This window comes from Lacrimispora brassicae, assembly GCF_054772055.1.
In genome coordinates this window covers 12989-31942 of the sequence record NZ_BRYH01000064.1, presented here as the reverse complement: position 1 = coordinate 31942, position 18954 = coordinate 12989, and the positions used below count along the sequence as shown (strand labels likewise).

The window sequence follows — 18954 nt, the reverse complement described above, 5'->3', positions numbered from 1 at the left end:
AGGTCAAAGGAGGTTACTGATAAAATGAGTAGGGGAATCAGCAGTAAAATGAGTATGAAAGATATCATTATAGCATCTGTTTTGGGAGTGATTTGTATTGCGATCCGTTTTCTTTTTATGATCTTAGGGGGCATTCTTCCTGTTGCGTGGTTTGCTTCCCATATGTTTGATGCAATTTTTATTGGTCCGGTTTATATGTTGATTGTAGCAAAAACCAGGAGAACAGGACCTGTTTTTGTGATCAGCCTGGTTACAGGAATTATATTTATATCAGCAGCAATTTCGATTATCGTCTCAGAGATCATTGCCGGTATTTTAGCAGAACTGGCTCTCAGAAAAGGGAAATTTGAAAATAAGTTTTGGATCATGATCTCTTATGTTATCTTTTCTTTTGGATTTATTGGTGATTTCTATCTGTTGTGGTTCCACAAAGAGTCCTTCTTGAAATATTCGGAAAATTTTATGAATGCCGAATATCTTGAAGCATTAAACCGGCTGGTCTCTGTACCAACAATGGTCTTTATTATCATCAGTATCCTGGTTGGTTCTTTAGCAGGTGGTTTTTTAGGCTTTAAACTGATGAAAAAACACTTTGTGAAGGCAGGAGTTGCTAAGTAATGTATGGAAAAAGCAGGGGATTGGATCCGCGGATCGGCATGATTCTGATCATTTTATCAGTGGTTATTGTATTTTCCCATACAAAGTTATACATAGAATGGATTTTTATGGCCAGTATTTTATTTTTAATGTATTGGTTCGGAGTCAGAAAAACCATGTTTCAGATTTTGATCAGTTATCTGGTTTTATGCGTCATTCAGGTTTTGGTAATTCCTAATGTAAATGTCACATTGGCCAGTATGATATCGGTAGCTGTCTACTTTAAAATGATTTTTCCATGCGGTGCGGCCGTGGCCCTGTTTTGCGCAACAACGCCGGTCCGGGTTTTGCTGGAGGCTTTCCGGAGAATGCATATCCCATTATCTGTTTCAGTAGCGGTAGCAGTATCCGCCAGATATTTTCCCACGCTGATAGATGAACTGACGGCAATTTGGAGTGCCATGCGTTTGCGTAATATAAAAGGAATGGAGCAGAAAATAGAGAGTATGTATGTACCACTTTTAATGAGTGCGGTAAAGACCGGTGAAGAACTGGCACAATCGGCCATTGTCCGGGGGATTGAAAATCCTGCCCCTAAGACTTCGATTGTTGAGATCCGGATCCGGTTATGGGATGTTCTGGTACTGGTGTATTTCCTGCTGCTGGCAGCGGCAGCCATTTGGGTGGGGTAAAATTCATGGGGAGGCAAAATGATTCGTATTTGTGATGTGACGTTTACATATGAAGGAGAAGAAAAGGCCAGCTTGCTCCATTGCAGTATGGAGATTAAACGGGGAGAGTTTGTTCTGCTTTGCGGGAAAAGCGGATGCGGGAAAACTACGCTGACAAAGCTGATCAATGGCCTGATTCCCACACAGATTCCCGGGACTTTAAGCGGCTCAGTGTGGATCAATAAGGAGAATACAACCGATCAGCCAACCTGGAAACGCTCAGAAACGGTAGGTTCTGTTTTTCAAAATCCCAGAACGCAATTTTTTAATTTGGATACAACCAGCGAGGTGGTATACGGACTGGAAAATAAGGGAGTTCCCAAAGATGACATTATGGGACGCTTACAGCAGGTTGTGGCAGAATACCATCTGCAGACACTGATGGAGAAAAGTGTCTTTGAACTGTCTGGAGGAGAAAAACAGAAGGTTGCCATTGCTTCCGCATATATGGAACAACCGGAGATTTATGTACTTGATGAACCTTCCGCCAATTTAGATCAGGAAGAAATACTGCGGCTGCAAGGGTTGTTAAAACAATTAAAAAAGCAGGGGAAAACCATTGTGATTGCGGAACACAGAGTCTGGTATCTGGCTGAGTTGCTGGACCGGGCAATTTGGATAGAAGAGGGGGCAATTGTAAAAGAGTGGAGCCAGGAGGAATTTAAGGCTTTAACTCTTGAACAATGCTCAAAGTGGTTAATCCGTTCGGTTAATCCGGTGGAAGTTTATGAGGAACGGGTTCAGATCCAGAGCAGTGACGGTCTGATGGTGAAAAATCTGGCGGTTAAAAGAGGACAGCGCATTCTATGGAAAAACCTTTCTTTTACTGCATTGAAAGGAACCGTAGTAGCAATTTGCGGCAAAAACGGAGCGGGAAAAACCACTCTGGTTCAGTGTTTGTGCGGTCTTAGAAAGTGTAAGCAGGGGGAGCTGTATCTGGATGGCAGGCAAATGAACCGGAATCAGCTTTGCAAAAGCAGTTTTTTAATTATGCAGGATGTCAATCATCAGCTTTTTTCCGACAGTGTTCTGTCAGAAGTTATGCTTGGAAATGGTGTTTCTGAAAAAGAGGCCATAGAAGTTCTAAACACCATGGAGCTGAGCGGGTTTTTAGAAAAACACCCTATGGCTTTATCAGGCGGACAGAAACAGCGGCTGGCTGTAGCCACGGGATGTTTAAGTCAAAAAGAAATCATTATTTTTGATGAACCAACCAGCGGCTTGGACCTGGACAACATGAAACGGGTGGGAGATTTAATCAATATGCTATGTGAAAAAAATAAAATTGTCATTGTCATTACCCATGATTTAGAATTTATCAATCATTTAAGGGCATCAGTGGTTACTATCGGCTAAGCTGATAGATAATCATAACTATCGGTTAGTTATAACTAACCAACTAACTAACTGAATGCAAACGGCAAGGGGGAACTTATGATTGGTGTCATTGGAGGGTATGGGAATATTGGCCGGGAGGTTGTTAAATTGTTGACGGAACGGGGATATAAGGGGATCACGGTCGGCAGCCGCAGGCAGAATTTAGAAGATCCAATTTCATGGAGCTATGTGAATATTGAAGAAGAGGAGAGCCTTTTTCATTTTATGAACCGGCATTCTATTGTGATAAATACGGCCGGACCATCGTCTTTATTGTCTCTGAAAGCAGCGGAATGTGCTTTAAAGGCCGGATGCCATTACATTGACTGCGGTTACAACCGTGAAGTGACCAGACTTTCAGTTAAAGATACGTCTCAGTGTATTTTGTATAATATGGGTTCTATACCGGGATTTTCGGAAATTTTACCCCTTGTCTTTCGGGAAGATTTTACCCAGGTGGAGCGGTTCAGACATTTCTACAGCATTACCGGTAAATTTACCCGGACGGCGGCGATTGATTTTATAGCTGGGGTTTTTAGCGGAAATGGAGGAATGACCTTGCCGGCGGCCGGTAAAATTCCTGAATTAGATGGACTTCAGCCATTTTACAAAAACGCAGAACGCATTCTGCCTTATGAAAACGCTGATACGGCTCAGATTCAGGAGATAATGAAGAGTCCGGAGGCACAATGGTATCACGTGATTTGCGGCAGCAATATTAATGCTTTTTACAAAGATTTATTAAAGAAGTATTTTCAGGGCAGAGAAAAGCTGGCCGCCGAACTTTGTCTGGCTGCTGAACGGGATCATATACTCATTCCCTCCCAGGTAACTTTCTTACTTGAAATGGAGGGGATCAACCGGGAGGGAGAACCACAGAAAAATTTATATTATCTTCAGGCCCCAGGACAAAGCAAATTGTCGGCAGCCTTTTGTACGGCGGTTTGTGAATGTCTTTTAGAAGGCTCCATTGAGCCGGGAATCGGCTGGATTGAAAAGCTAACAGATCCGGCAGCCGTGTTTGGAAAAGTGAAGCAGTATGGCCTTTTAAGTCTGAAAAAGATAGTAAATGCAGCATTGGAGGAAAAGGAAGAAGGGGTTTTGTAACGTGCAAAGGAGAACTTATGGAAATGATTATACAGAATTTATCTGAGATGGAAAAACGGGGAATCCGTCTGAATGAACAGGACGGAAACATAAAATACCATGCTCCTAAAGGGGCATTGACACCGGAAGATATTCAGTTTTTAAAAGCCAATAAATCCGAAATCATAAAAACTTTAAAACACCGGGAAGGGAAGGCAGTTCTTCAGATTGATCCGGAACAGCAATACGAGCCATTTCCGCTTACCGGCATCCAGGAGGCGTATTTCTTAGGAAGAAACAATACGTATCAGTACGGAGGGGTTTCCTGCCATATATATATGGAAATTGAATATCCTTTCCTGGACCCGGACAGTGTGGAAGAAGTGTGGAATCAACTGATTGACAGGCACGGGATGTTAAAGACGGTGTTCATTCAGGAGGGATATCAGCAGGAGCTGCCGGAAGTTCCATATTTTCAGATTATCAGAGCAAATGGCGAACAAGGCAGCTTGGAGATCCGCAGTCAATTAGCTGATAAGATGTACCCCGTTGACCGCTGGCCGCTGTTTGATATCGGTGTGTCAGATCCGGGCGACTGCAGTATTCTTCATTACTCAACAGAGTTTTTAATCGTGGACTGGACAAGCATCTGGATGCTGCTGTCAGAATTTGAAGCAATCTATTTCAGACAGCAGCAGATGCCAAAGCTGAAACTGGGTTTCCGGGATTATGTATTAGCGGAAAGGCAAATGAAACATACCTTGAAATATAAAAGAGATCAGCAGTACTGGCTGGAAAGAATACCGGATATAAAAGCTGCTCCCAAGCTTCCCCAGGATCACAGCAAACAGTTACAAAACACATTCCGCCGGATGCAGATGGAAATCACCCCTGAGCGCTGGGAACAAATCAAGGCGAAATGCAAATCAGCCGGCGTTACCCCTACCAGTTATGTGCTGGCCGCCTATGCAAAAGTGCTCGCCAGATACAGTGAGACAGATGAATTTACCATAAATATGATCATGCTGAACCGCCAGCCTCTTCATGAACAGGTCAATCAGATAATAGGAGATTTCACATCCAATACGCTGATTCCGGTTACTATGAGGGAATACCGGCCATTTTTTAATGAGGTTCTGGAGATCAATCAGGCTGTTTTTGAAGCTCTGGATCATGGGTTGTATTCCGGTGTGGAAATTCTCCGGGAACTGTCCCGGCAAAAAGGCAGGGAGGCAGCATTTATGCCCATTATCTTTACCAGTGCCATAGGCATCAGCAGCCAGAATGATGAAATTACAGGAAAAATAAGAAATACAGGAATCAGTCAGACACCCCAGGCCTTTGTTGACTGCCAGGTAATGGATGGTGCCTTTGGCCTGCGGATTAACTGGGATGTGAGAGAGGGGATTTTTTATGACGGATATCTGGAAGATATGTTTCAGACCTTTGAAACGGTTATACTGGAGGCTGCCTCTCCTGAAACAAACTGGGAGAATGAATACTCCATTGCCTTGCCTGAATGGCAGCAGCTTGAAAGAAAAGCGGCTAACCAGACTGATGAACCAGTACTGAATAAAACCCTCCATCAACTGGTTCTGGAGCAGGCCCAAAGGACACCAAAGCTGCTGGCAGCGGCAGATTGTGAACATCAGTTCAGTTATCATCAGCTAATAGAAAAAAGTAAGCATCTGGCTTTTGCCATCAAGGAATTTGGTTTGGCAGACGGAGCCCATATCGGAATTATAATGCCCAAAAATATTTACCAGATTGTTGCCGCTTTAGGTACGCTGCTGTGGGGCGGGGTTTTTGTGCCCATCGATGACAGTGAAGCCTTTGAACGGACGGAAGCTATTATCAAAAATGCTGATATTGATTTGCTGCTGGTCCATAGCCGGACAAGGTATCAGGGGAGTCATTTAAACGTGATCGTAGTAGATCAACTGGAACAAACCGGGGAAAAAGAAACAGAAGTTTTGGTTAATGACCAGCTTCCGGCCTATATCATTTATACTTCTGGTTCAACTGGAATTCCCAAAGGAGTCGTTATCAGCCACAAGGCTGCAGTAAATACCATCTGTGATGTGAATGGCCGCTTTGGAATTGGAGAAGGAGACCGGGTGCTGGGGCTGTCACAGTTGAACTTTGATCTATCGGTTTATGATATTTTTGGAATGTTAAGTGCCGGCGGTGCTGTGATTTATCCTGACAATGATAAATATTCAGACCCATCCCACTGGGTAAGGTTAATAGAAAAATACCGGATTTCGGTTTGGAACTCTGTTCCTTCTCTATTGGTAATGCTCCAGGAATATTTGCAGACTAAAAAAGAGCAGCAACTGGATTTTATGAGAGTTGTTTTGCTGTCGGGAGACTGGATTCCGTTGCTGCTGCCCCAGAAGATGCAGCCGTTTTTGCCGTCGGCTGAAATTGTCAGTTTGGGCGGTGCCACCGAAGCTGCAATCTGGTCCATTTACCATGAATACCGGGGACTGAAGCCGGACTGGGTAAGTATTCCGTATGGAAAGCCGCTGGCAAACCAGCAGATTCATATTTTGAATAAAAAACTGGAAGAAAGCCCGGTCTGGCTGAAAGGAGACCTTTACATTTCAGGAGAGGGGTTAGGGATGGAATACTATGGTGATAAAGACAAAACAGATGAACAGTTCTTTTTCGTTCCATCCTTGGGCAAGAGAGTTTACCGCACCGGTGATATGGGAAGGTATATGCCGGGGGGAGAAATTGAATTCCTGGGCCGGGAAGATAAGCAGATCAAAATTCTGGGCTTTCGGATTGAACTGGGAGAAATTGAGTCGTCCTTAAAGCGGTTTCCAGGTGTGGAAGGGGCAATGGCTGTAACCATGCCGGTTGGCAATATGACAAAAATCATCGGAATAACATGGGGAGATGAAACCGGGTTAAAAGAGGCGGAAATAAAAGATTTTTTAAAGGATAAAATCCCATCGTATATGGTTCCCTACCGCATCATCCATGTGGAACAGGTGCCTTTGACCGCAAATGGGAAAATAGACAGAAAAACAATTGAAAATCTGGTTTGCTCCCAAATCGATTCCGTCTCATCCGGGCCGGAACAGCAGCTTATGATTTCGGATGGCTGCTGTCTGGAACAAATAAAAAGTACGGTGTGCCGGGTTATGGAATTACAGGATATCGGCATTCATGATGATCTTTATGGAATAGGAGCGGATTCTCTGATTATGAATCGTCTTGCGGCAAGCTTAACGGAAGGGTTTTCCCAGTATTATGATTTTGAAGAGATTCTCATACAGTTGTTGAATTATCCTACCATTGAGGCCTTCAGCCAGTTCATAGAGAGAAGCGAGGGAAAAGTCAGTTGAGTAAATGGATTGCACATGAAGTAAGGAATCAGGATGCCGGTATCAATTTAATCTGTTTTCCCTATGCAGGCGGAAGTCCCAGCATGTTTGCTCCCTGGAAAAATGAGATTCCGGAAAACATCAACTTTTTCCCTGTTCTCTATCCCGGACGGGAATTACGGAAACGTGATCCCATGCCGGAGACCGTGGATTTGCTGACTGCCCAGTTTGTTGATGAAAATCAGGAACTGTTTCAAAATAAGTTTATTCTGCTGGGACATTGTACCGGCACATTGCTTGCCTATCAGGTACTGCTGGAGGTGAGGCGGCGGTTTGGGAAAGAGCCTTTGTATCTTCTGGCTTCCGGTTCAGAATCACCCCGTTTTTTAATGGCCAGGGAACGTGAGATGGGAAATAAGGTTGTATCCAATGAAGAAGTAATTGACCGGATGGTGAAATATGAGCTGGTTGATCCGGATACGGCAGGCAGCGTTATGTTTCAAAAGTATTATCTGCCGATTTATCAGATGGATCTTAAGATGCTGTCAACGTATCAATTTACACAGCATGAGAAATTGAATTGTCCTATCCAGGTGATGTATGGAAGTGATGACTGTACCTTGCGGAAAGAAGCGGTTCAGGATTGGAAAACATTTTCTGAAGATACGGTTGAGTTTAAACTATTTCAAGGGAAACATTTTTATTTTGCAGAAGACAAAATGCCGCTCCTTGGGTATGTAAAAGAGTTGATTAAACCATTCACATAAAAAAGAAAGAGGGGACTCCTGTTATGATGAAAATAAAATACGATATTGAACAAATCACTTTTTATCAAAAATTGACGGAATTGTCTGCCAAGTATCAGGACAAGATTGCGATTATTGACGGAGATATGCAGTTTACGTATTTGGATATGCTGAACTATTCTGAGAATCTGGCTTCCGGATATCTGGAAATGGGGATTAAAAAAGGCGACCATGTACTGCTGCAGTTGCCCAATACAGCCGGATTTATTTTTACCATATTTGCACTGGCTAAAATTGGGGTCATACCGATTATGGGGCTTCCATCACTGCGTGAAGCAGACTTAAAACACATGATTCAGTTTACCCAACCCACTGCTTATATTGCTGCGGAAAGTTATCTTGGTTACGATTATACAGAACTGGCAGCCAGGCTGCAGCAGGAATATCCGTGTATCAAGTATGTGGTATTTGATTCTGAGAAACAGGACAAGCAGACGATTCAGCAGTTGTACCGTAAAAAAACAGATCCTGCAGATGAGGCGGTAGTGCCTGAAGATCTTGCATTTTTATTGCTTTCGGGAGGAACCACCAGTACGCCTAAGTTAATTCCCAGGACCCAGGCTGATTATTTATATAATGGGAAAAAAGCAGCCAAACGCTGCCAGATGGATGAACAGACCGTATATCTGGCAGCATTGCCTGTTGCACACAATTTTGCTCTGGGAAATGCCGGTATTATGGGGACCTTTTTATCAGGTGGGAAAACCGTTCTGGCTAAAACCAGCAGTCCTGATGAGCTTCTGATGCTGATTGCACAGCAGCGGGTTACTCATACCGGTATGGTGCCGGCGGTAGTAAACCTTTTGATGGATATGCTGGAGTGGTGGGATGAGGGGGACTTATCCAGTTGGAAAGTATTGCAGGTGGGCGGTTCTGTACTGGAACAGAGCATTGCCAAAAGGATTTTTGAAATACTTCCTTGTAAGCTGCAACAGACGTTTGGAGTGGCAGAAGGCATTGTTGCCATGACCAGTCTGGATGACAGGGATGAGATCATCTTATCCACTCAGGGGACGCTGGTTTCTGAACTGGATGAAATCAAGATTGCAGATGAACAGGGAAACTGTGTGCCACAGGGAGAATATGGCGAACTGCTTGCCAGAGGTCCTTATACCATTCACGGTTATTATGGTTCTGAAGAGGCCAACGCACGGAGCTTTACGGCGGATGGATATTACCGTACCGGTGACAAGGCAATGATCACTGCCCAGGGAAATCTTGTGGTTTCCGGCAGAATTACAGAGCAGATTAACCGTGCCGGAGAAAAAATCATGCCAATAGAACTGGAAAACTGCCTGTGTGAACACCCGCTGATTAAGGAAGCCGGTGTGGTGGGAGTTCCTGATAAGATGTATGGCCATCAGGCATGTGCTTTTATTATTACCGAGGAGGATGATCTGGATCTTTTGACCGTCAACAGTTTTTTAAAGGAGACCGGACTGTCAGATTATAAGCGCCTTGACAGCCTGTACATACTGGAAGCTTTTCCCCTTACCAATGTGGGAAAGGTAGATAAGAAAAAACTGACAGAAATGGCAATTGCCAAAAAGGTCAATTGAAAAAAGGTTCTTTGCATTTATGCGAGAATATTAAGAAACGTCCTTTTGACTGCGGTCATCGGGGGGGAAGAGGAGATGAAAGAGTGTTTGAATATGAGGATATCAAGATACAGATTGGAAAAATACTGAAGATAAACCCGGAGATCATACATGATCAGGATAATCTGATTGAGATGGGAATTAATTCTTTGAAAATCATGCGTCTGGTCAATGACTGGCGGAAACGAGGTGCAAAGGTAACTTTTGCAGAATTGATTTCACAACCTACGTTCCAGGACTGGTGGAGGCTCCTTTCCATATACAATGAAGCTGAATCCGTGGAAGGGGAAAGGAAACTGGCATTGCCCAAAGACCATACAAAAAAGCAGTTTGATTTAACTGATGTACAGTATGCTTACTGGGTCGGACGAAAAAAGGGACAGGTTCTGGGGGATACCGGCTGTCATGCCTATATTGAAATTGCCGGTCAGGACATTGATGAAAAACAACTGCGGCAAGCCTGGAAGCAGTTGATCAGGCACCATGCCGCACTGCGGACCCGTTTTACGGAAGATGGGAAACAGGAGGTATTAACTGTTTCGCCTTATGAAAAGATTACTGTGTGTGATATGGGCAGCAGGACTTTGGAGGAAGTGGACCGTGGATTGAAAGAGCTGCGGCAGACGTTGTCTCATCGGAAATTATCGGTAGAAACAGGTGAGAATGCCGGATTGACTTTAACGCTGCTGCCTGAGGGGAAAGCCAGGATTCACTTTGACGTGGACTTATTGGCCGCAGATGTACAGAGTTTTCAGATTATTCTTCGTGACATGGCAAGACTGTACCGCGGCGAAAGCCTGGCTGTAAATCAGGAATGGAATTTCGGGGCGTATTTGGAGGCAGTGCAGCAGCAGACTGCAGAGGCACAAAAAAAGGCAGAGGAATTTTGGCAGGAGAAAATACCAACACTTCCTTTGGGGCCGGAGCTGCCCCTGAAAAAAGAACCGGAAACAATAGAAAAAACGGTGTTTGTTCCGCACAAGGCCGGATTTACCCCGGAACAATGGGAAATAATCAGGAAAAAGGCCGCCCAGCGTCAGATTACCCCGGCAATGGTATTTTTGACAATTTACTGTGAAGTCCTTGAACGGTGGAGTGAAAAATCACGGTTTCTGGTTAACCTCCCTCTGTTTAACCGGCACACGGAATTTGAAGGGATTGAAGATGTGGTGGCGGATTTCTCCAATATTTTATTATTGGATGTGGACTGCAGTGATACCAGAACCTTTGTGGAACGTGCCAGGCAGCTTCAGCAGCGCTTTCACAATGATATTAAATATTCCGCTTATTCCGGTGTCCAGGTGACAAGGGAGCTGGCGCAGCGTTTTCCCCAAGCCAAAAGCATTGCTCCGGTGGTATTTGCCTGCAATTTAGGGGAACCGCTGTTGGATGACAGTTTTACAAAGACATTTGGTGAACTGGAATTTATGGTATCCCAGACTCCCCAGGTGTGGATTGATTTCCAGACCTTTGATTATAACGGAGGACTCTATATCAGATGGGATGCGGTGGAAGAGCTTTTTCCTGACGGAATGATTGAGCAGATGTTTGGCACCTGCTGTGAGTGGATTGAAAAACTGGCAGAACCGGACAGTGACTGGCAGCAAGTGCTGCCGTCGGCGAAAGTTGAAGATATCCGGTTAAAACGGGACCAGCGGCTGAATCTGCAAATTCCTAATGAAATGGAAACCTTGTTAGACGGTGTGTTTCCATATGCAGAAAAGCATCCGGAGAAAACAGCGGTAATCCAATCAGAAACCGGGCAAAAACTGACTTATGGAGAACTGGTGCAAAAGAGTTTACAAACCGCTGCTTATTTACAGAAGGCCGGAGTGAAAACAGGATCTGTTGTTGCAATCACCATGGAACGGGGGATTTCTCAGGTGATCGGCGTGATGGGAATCCTGGCGGCCGGGGCCTGTTATACTCCCATTGCTCCCACCCAGCCCTCTTCCCGGAGAAAGATTATGTACCGGAAGTCAAAGGCAGAGTATGTATTGACAACACGCACAGTTATGGCTGAAATTGCACCTGATGAGCAGGTGACCATGCTATGCATAGAGGACAGTGAAGGCATATTGCCCCAGCAGAAGGCAAACCCTGTTTCACCGGACAGCAGTGCCTATATTATTTTCACTTCAGGTTCTACCGGTGAGCCCAAAGGTGTGGAAATCAGCCATAGAGGCGCGGTTAATACAATAGAAGCTGTTAACCGGATCTGTGGAATTCATGAGACGGATTCGGTATTGGCTGTTTCTTCACTGGAATTTGATTTGTCGGTTTATGATCTGTTTGGAACATTAAATATGGGCGCATCACTTGTTTGCATTCCTGATCAGGAGCGGAGAAATGCTGAGTGCTGGGCGGATATCATCCATCAATATCAGGTCACAGTATGGAACAGCGTTCCTGTTTTGTTTGATATGCTGTTGATCGGGGCTAAGAGCAGAGGGATTTTTCTCAGTTCCTTACGATGGGTTTTTCTTTCCGGTGACTGGATCGGTCTGACTTTGCCTGAGCGGATGAAAAACCAGTGTCCCAATGCAACTATGCTGTCTATGGGCGGGGCCACGGAAGCTTCCATCTGGTCTAACTATTATGAAGTGACGCTGCCCCTGGAACCGGGATGGAAGTCTATCCCTTATGGATATCCCTTAAGCAATCAAAAATACTGTATTATGGATGAAAAGCTTCGTCCTTGTCCCGACTGGATACCAGGAGAACTGTGGATCGGCGGCAATGGTCTGGCATTGTCATATGTGGGTGAGCCGGAGCTAACAGAGGAAAAGTTTATCCTTCATAACCATGAGCGCTGGTATCGGACCGGGGATATGGGCCGTTACCGGCATGATGGGCGGATTGAGTTTCTCGGCCGGAAAGACTTACAGGTAAAGATCCGTGGTCACCGGATTGAATTAGGTGAAATAGAAACCGCCATTTTAAAGCATTCAGGAATAGAGGAAGCTGTTGTTTTGGCAAAAGAGCTGCCTTCGGGGCAAAAAGAGCTGCTGGCATTTCTCACAGGAGAGAACTGCGGCATTGATTCCAATGAATGGAAGAAAACGCTGAAACACCATATTCCGGAGTATATGATCCCAAAGCATTTTATTTACCTGGAACAGATGCCGTTAAATCAAAATGGAAAAGTAGACAGAAAGCATTTATTAACACTGGAAATCACAGAACCGCACCAGCCGGAAGAAGAAAAAAGCCTGCCGGAAACAGAAACAGCGAAAACGCTTGCTAAGATATGGAAAGGAATTTTAAAACAACCGGAAATTTATTTGGATGACTCTTATTTTGAATTGGGAGGAGACTCACTGATTGCCACACAACTGACGGCTGAAATACGGAAACGGTTTGGTGCGTCATTTATGCTGGAACATGTGTTTGAACAGCCGGTATTTTCCCAACAGGCAGAATTGCTGGAGACAATGCTGCGGCAGGATGATGGCCAAAAAACTATTCCGTCAAATCAGGATTCTGTATTGCAAACAGATCCGGCAGGCAGATTTGAGCCATTTCCGCTGACTGAAATTCAAAAGGCGTACTGGATTGGACGTAAGGGAGTTTATGACTTAGGTCAGGTATCCACCCATTATTATTTTGAAATTGAAAATAACGATTTTGAAATTGCCAGATTTAAACAGGCTTTCCATGGATTTTTATCCAGTCACGATATGATGAGGGCGGTAATTTTAAGTGACGGGGAGCGGCAGGTGGTTTTGAAGGAGATCCCGCCTTATGAACTGAAAGAATATCATTTGGAAGAAATGGACAGCCGACGGATTGACAGTCATATGGAACAGATCCGTCAGGAATTGTCCCACCGTGTTTTTCATCCGGAAGAATGGCCGCTGTTTGATATCAGGATTTCAGTGCTGCCGGAGAAAAAGGTTCGTCTGCATCTCTGCTTTGACAACATTATTTTCGACGGATGGAGCATCTTCTATTTCTTCCGGGAGATCAGCAGGATGTATCAGCAGGATGAGTATTCTGTACACCGTCCGGCTGTCACATTCAGAGACTATGTATTAGAAGTGGAGCGAATGAGAAAGACACCGGCATTTAGGCAGGATAAGGAATATTGGATCAACCGTCTTTCCAGCCTCCCGCCGGCACCGGAATTACCCACCCTGGAAGCTGCGGTTCACACCTTTGCCCATGTGGAGCACCGGTTTCCTTCTGAAAAATGGGAAACAATCAAGACCCATCTGACCAGAACAGGCGGCATTACCCCATCGGTATTTCTGATCGGCGCATATGCAGAAATTCTGGCAGCCTGGAGCAGACATCAAAGGTTTACCATTAATTTGACACGGTTTAACCGGATGCCGGTTCATCCTGAAATCAATGAAGTGGTGGGGGATTTTACTTCCCTGACTCTATTGGAAATTGATATGGAGACAGAAATGACCGGTTCCTTTACGGAACGCTGTAAAAAAATACAGAAACAGCTTCTGGCTGATTTAGAACATCCTTTGTTTTGCGGTGTTTCTGTTCAGCGTGAATTGGGAAAATATTATCAAAGTCAGCAGGGAGTCATGATGCCGGTTGTATTTACCAGTTCCCTGGGATTGCAGTTAAACGGGGATAATCACAAAAACTGGTTCGAAAACCGTATTTACAGCAGCTCAGAAACGCCTCAGGTATGGCTGGATCATCAGGTGACAGAGGAGCAAGGCGATCTGGTTCTGATATGGGATTATGTAAAAGAACTGTTCCCCAAAGGGATGATTTCGGAAATGTTCCATGCATATGTAACACTCATTGACAGTTTATATGAACATTTAGAAAACTGGGAAAAGCCGGATATAGAACTGGTCACCATTCCCCGGATTAAAGAGTTTGAGCAGGAGAATGTAAATAAGGCATTGATTCCTGATGATACCCTTGTTTCATTATTTGAGCGTCAATGCGCAAAAACACCTGAAAATATTGCGGTCATTTATAAAAAATTGAAAATTACTTATGGGGAACTGCAAAGCTGTGTGGACCGAACGGCTGCTGAGATCCGTCTCAGACAAAACAGCAAACCGCTGATCGGCATTTATATGGAAAAAGGAATGGAACAGGTAATCGCAGCCCTGGCTATTATGAAAACAGGTGCAGCTTATCTGCCGCTGGATGTTCATCATCCTGGCGAACGAATTAACAGTCTATTAGAACGGGCAGGAGCCCAACTGGTGTTATCCCAGTCCTGGATTAAAAAAGAGGGAATCAAGGCCGGGCAATGGATTGATGTGGATACCGTTAATTATGCAGAAACAAAAGCATCTTCTTTTGATCCGGTGCTGCCGGAAGCCGTGGCTTATGTTATTTATACATCCGGGTCCACCGGAGAACCCAAAGGTGTTACGGTTACCCATAAAAGTGCAGTGAACACAATTATTGATATCAATCAGCGTTTTCAGGTCACGGAGACGGATCGGAGCATTGCCCTTTCCAATTTAAATTTTGACCTGTCGGTCTACGATATCTTTGGTTTGCTGTCAGCCGGAGGGGCTGTCGTGATTCCGGAGCAGGCACAGCTTAAAAATCCAGCCCATTGGGTGACTGTGCTGGAACAGCAGAAGGTCAGTATCTGGAATACAGTCCCGGCTTTTATGAGCATGCTGGCAGAGTTTTACGGTTCTAGGGAGATTGCAGCTTCCTTGCGCCTGGTGATGTTGAGCGGAGATTGGATTCCCATGACATTACCTGAGCGGATAAGACAACTTTTCCCGGCTTCCATGCTGGTTAGCTTGGGAGGAGCCACCGAAGCGGCCATCTGGTCCAACTATTACATTGTGAACGAAGTATCTCCGGATTGGAACAGCATCCCTTATGGAAAACCCCTCAGCAATCAGGTGCTGTATATTTACAATGACAGACTGCAGCCCTGTCCGGTGGGAGTCTGCGGGGATCTATATATCGGCGGAGCCGGTGTGGCCGCAGGATACTGGAATGACGAAATACGCACGGCCGGACAATTTATCACCCATCCTCTTACAGGAGAGCGGATTTATAAAACCGGAGATCTGGCAAGATATATGCCTGACGGCAACATCGAATTTTTGGGCCGGGAAGATAATCAGATTAAAATAAGAGGATTCCGTATCGGTCTGGGTGAAATTGAGCAGGCTGTGGGAAAGTTTGGGGATGTAAAGGATGTGGCAGTAATTGCAGATCAAAGCCCGCAGCAGCAGTTATTTGCCTTTGTAACGGCAAAAACGGAAGAGAATCCTTACGACCATTGTGAGTTAAAGATGGCCGATCATGGTGATATCACTGATATTGCTTCGGATATGGCGCTAAAGGAGAATATGGATGCAGTCCATAGGATGCTGGAAGAGATGAATTTTGTGAGTATTTGTGCAGCGGCTGATTTTCTGAGAGAACTTGGCATGTTAACCGATGACACAGATGAATTTTCATTTGCAGACCGGATGCTTCAAAGGAAAACAGACCGGCGTTTCCAGCCGCTTTTCAGACAGTGGCTGGAACAGTTGAAACAGGCAGGCGCAGTTTTACAGGAAAATAGCGGACAGGAAATCTTCCGCTGCAGCCAGACATGTGGACAGTGGTCACTGGCCTCTCAAAGGGTTTGGGAACTGCCGGCATCAATGAAAGCTTTGGCAGAATATTATTTGGGAACGAAGCAGACTTATCTGGAGGTGCTGGAGGGAAAAAAGGAGGTTATTTCACTTTTCCTTGATCAGGATTTTACAGCGGCTTTAAAGAAACTGAATTTTTATCAGCAGATCAATCAGTATTATTACGATGTATTGAATCTTTTATTGAAACAATATACTGATAGGTTCTTCAAAGGAGAAAAATTAGCTGTCCTGGAGATTGGAACCAGATTCGGAAATATGCTGGAAGAAGTCCTGAAAAATGAAGAAAGTGAGAAGTGGGATTACACCTATTGTGACGAGTCAAAGTTTTTCCTGGCAGAAAAAGAATGCCGGCATCAGGGAATCCATTTTGAAATATTTGATATGAATAAACCAGCCCGAATGCAGTTTACAAAAGGTCAGAAGTTTCATATTATACTGGCAGACAACACCCTGCACAGAGCTGGGGACATCAATACTGCACTTGAGAACATCAAGGAGTTATTGCTGCCGGAAGGAGTATTGTTCTTTGTTGAGAATACAAAGATGAATTGTTTTGACTTAAATATTGCAGGGCTGTATGAGTACGGATTCAGCCGTTTTACAGACCAGCGGAAGGAAACGGAGATACCCTTTTTCGATCAGCAGGAATGGAACCGCCATTTGAACATCTGCAAAATGGAATTGATTGATTTATTCTGTGACCACGACGGGATTGTGCCTGTTTATGGCAGGTATCTTTATGCGGCTAAGGCAAAAGAAAGTGTGAAAGCAATTGATACCCAAACATTGTCAGAATTTCTCTCCAAACAGCTTCCGGAATATATGGTTCCCAATCGCGTTGTAGTATTGCCAAAACTTCCTGTTACGGCCAATGGGAAAATTGACAGAAAAGGTCTGTTGGAGTTTACCGGAATGGGTATGGAAGAAAGTAAGGAAATTGCAGCGCCTGAAAATGAAATGGAAGCTTTTATTTCAGAAATGTGGAAAGAGATGCTGCGGCTGGATTCCATCAGTGTGACTGATAAGTTCTTTGAAATCGGCGGTGATTCCCTCCTTGCAATTCAAAGCATGAACCGGCTCATCAAGAAATATGATACGGAAATTTCTTTGCAGGATATTTTTTCAGCCAATACTGTCAGAAATTTGAGCCGTATGATTCAGGAAAAAGTAACAAGGTGCGCAGGCGAAATAGAAGGGGAGATATAGATGAAAGAAGAAGGACTGTTGCCGGAAACGCCATATCAGGAAATTGTGGCAGAAATATGGGGTAAGGTTTTAAAGCATAAACAGTTTGGACTGGAAGATGATTTTTTTGATGTGGGAGGGACGTCTCTGGGGGCAATAAAAGTGATTTCTGAATTGAGCCAGCATTTTGAACTGGATATTGACGATGTTTTTGCTGCAATGACGGTCAGGCATATTGCTGGATGCTTACGGGAAAATCAGGAGGCCATGAAACAGAATCTCAAGGATATTTTACAGTTTAAAGAATTAAAAGAGGTTTCAGCCGGTGAGCTGGAAGAGTATCGGTCAGCTTATGCCGGACAAAACCAGGTAAAGCCGGATTTCGATAAATACCGCCGGGTCCTGCTGTTGGGGGGCACCGGATTTTTAGGTATTTACCTGCTGAATCAACTGTTGGTTCAGACTGCCGCAGTGATAGTTGTCCTGGTCCGCGGACAGTCGGATGCTGCTGAAAGGCTGAGGAAACAGTATGAATATTATTTTGGCGGTGGTTCTTATGAGCAGTATGAGGACAGGATAGAGATTGTAAATGGAGATTTGACAAAAAAATATATGGGGATCTCCGCAGATCTGTATGGGACCCTGGCTCAATCCATGGATGCTGTAGTAAATTCTGCGGCATTAGTGAAACATATGGGTAAAAATGATGATTTTGCCTCCATTAATGTAAAAACAGTGGAAACGGTTCTGGCGTTTGCTTCAACGGGGTGTAAAAAGGCGGTTCACCATATGTCTACAATAGGAATCGCCTATGGTGAGCAGGGAGAAAATGCGAAAACACTTTTTACAGAATATGATGAACTGGTAGCGCATCCCCTGAATAATCAGTATTTGTCTTCCAAATACCAGGCGGAACAGCGGTTGATCAGTGCCAGAAGAGGAGGGATTGAAAGCACGATTTACCGTATGAGCGGTATTTTGTTTGATTCTCAAACAGGAAGATATCAACAGAATATGGAGCAGAGTACGGCTTATATCTTTTACCGGGCATTGTATAAGCTGGGGATCATTCCTGGAGATATTAAGCGGCCCATGGATATATCAAATGTGGATATGGTCAGTAAGGCCATAGTCCGTTTAATGTTCAGCAATCAGGACATCAATCAGATTTATCATGTAATCAATCCAAATCCATTGCCCATTGGAGAGATTTTAAAATTGATGAGAGGAAAGCAATGGGATGCTTCTTTGAAAGAGATGTCAGTGGATGAGATTTTTTCTTATTACCAGCAGACCGATCCGTCTAAACGGGAGCATTTTTATGAACTGGCGTTTCACTGTGAAATTATCAGTTGGATCGGCAAGAACCAATATAACATTTGTATGGAAAAAACCATCAATGCATTGGAGCAGCTTGGAATGGCCTGGAATACCCCGGATGCAGCGATGGTAGAGAGGGCTTGTGAGCAGGCGAAAAAGGAAGGATTCTGCTGAGGATATGTCTGGCAGATGACGCCGCCGTTGAGTCCCAAAGAGATTTTAAAGTAGTAATTTGTACAGAGAAATAGCATGTCAACCAGGAAAATCCACCTTGAAACGTGCTGTGCTCTCTGTTAAGAAGACAGTGAAATATTTCATTT

At 44.3% G+C, this 18954-nt stretch carries 9 protein-coding genes; all 9 read left to right on the top strand.

Annotated features, from left to right (window positions below; all coding sequences use genetic code 11):
* Positions 1–24: 24 nt before the first annotated feature.
* The 9 genes from ACYVD3_RS27240 to ACYVD3_RS27200 all read left to right on the top strand — a co-directional run bounded on the left by ACYVD3_RS27240 (position 25) and on the right by ACYVD3_RS27200 (position 18808).
* The gene (locus ACYVD3_RS27240; RefSeq protein WP_460645647.1) at positions 25–618 is read left to right on the top strand and encodes an MptD family putative ECF transporter S component; all 594 of its coding nucleotides are present in this window, start codon (positions 25–27) and stop codon (positions 616–618) included.
* Positions 618–1289, top strand: a complete 672-nt coding sequence (locus tag ACYVD3_RS27235; protein WP_460645646.1) for an energy-coupling factor transporter transmembrane component T family protein — start codon at positions 618–620, stop codon at positions 1287–1289. The genes ACYVD3_RS27240 and ACYVD3_RS27235 overlap by 1 nt, the downstream gene beginning before the upstream one ends.
* Positions 1290–1307: 18 nt before the next feature.
* Complete coding sequence (locus tag ACYVD3_RS27230) at positions 1308–2684, top strand: ABC transporter ATP-binding protein (protein ID WP_460645645.1); 1377 nt, start codon at positions 1308–1310, stop codon at positions 2682–2684.
* Between the two features lie 78 nt (positions 2685–2762).
* Positions 2763–3812 (top strand): saccharopine dehydrogenase NADP-binding domain-containing protein, encoded by a 1050-nt coding sequence (locus tag ACYVD3_RS27225; protein ID WP_460645644.1) that lies wholly within the window; start codon positions 2763–2765, stop codon positions 3810–3812.
* Positions 3813–3829: 17 nt separating this feature from the next.
* Positions 3830–7147 carry an amino acid adenylation domain-containing protein gene (locus ACYVD3_RS27220; protein ID WP_460645643.1) on the top strand — a complete coding sequence of 1106 codons (3318 nt, stop codon included), beginning with the start codon at positions 3830–3832 and terminating at the stop codon, positions 7145–7147.
* Positions 7144–7893: a thioesterase II family protein gene (locus ACYVD3_RS27215; RefSeq protein WP_460645642.1), complete on the top strand. Its 750-nt coding sequence runs from the start codon at positions 7144–7146 to the stop codon at positions 7891–7893. The genes ACYVD3_RS27220 and ACYVD3_RS27215 overlap by 4 nt, the downstream gene beginning before the upstream one ends.
* A gap of 23 nt (positions 7894–7916) precedes the next feature.
* Positions 7917–9491 carry a (2,3-dihydroxybenzoyl)adenylate synthase gene (locus ACYVD3_RS27210; protein WP_460645641.1) on the top strand — a complete coding sequence of 525 codons (1575 nt, stop codon included), beginning with the start codon at positions 7917–7919 and terminating at the stop codon, positions 9489–9491.
* Between the two features lie 83 nt (positions 9492–9574).
* Positions 9575–17335, top strand: coding sequence for an amino acid adenylation domain-containing protein (locus tag ACYVD3_RS27205; RefSeq protein ID WP_460645640.1), 7761 nt, complete (start codon positions 9575–9577; stop codon positions 17333–17335).
* Complete coding sequence (locus ACYVD3_RS27200; protein ID WP_460645639.1) at positions 17336–18808, top strand: SDR family oxidoreductase; 1473 nt, start codon at positions 17336–17338, stop codon at positions 18806–18808. It begins immediately after the preceding gene.
* Positions 18809–18954: the final 146 nt, after the last annotated feature.

Coding starts and splice junctions, on each gene's coding strand:
- ACYVD3_RS27200 (WP_460645639.1), top strand. CDS start 17,336: ATGAAAGAAGAAGGACTGTTGCCGGAAACGCCATATCAGGAAATTGTG.
- ACYVD3_RS27220 (WP_460645643.1), top strand. CDS start 3,830: ATGGAAATGATTATACAGAATTTATCTGAGATGGAAAAACGGGGAATC.
- ACYVD3_RS27240 (WP_460645647.1), top strand. CDS start 25: ATGAGTAGGGGAATCAGCAGTAAAATGAGTATGAAAGATATCATTATA.
- ACYVD3_RS27210 (WP_460645641.1), top strand. CDS start 7,917: ATGATGAAAATAAAATACGATATTGAACAAATCACTTTTTATCAAAAA.
- ACYVD3_RS27230 (WP_460645645.1), top strand. CDS start 1,308: ATGATTCGTATTTGTGATGTGACGTTTACATATGAAGGAGAAGAAAAG.
- ACYVD3_RS27235 (WP_460645646.1), top strand. CDS start 618: ATGTATGGAAAAAGCAGGGGATTGGATCCGCGGATCGGCATGATTCTG.
- ACYVD3_RS27225 (WP_460645644.1), top strand. CDS start 2,763: ATGATTGGTGTCATTGGAGGGTATGGGAATATTGGCCGGGAGGTTGTT.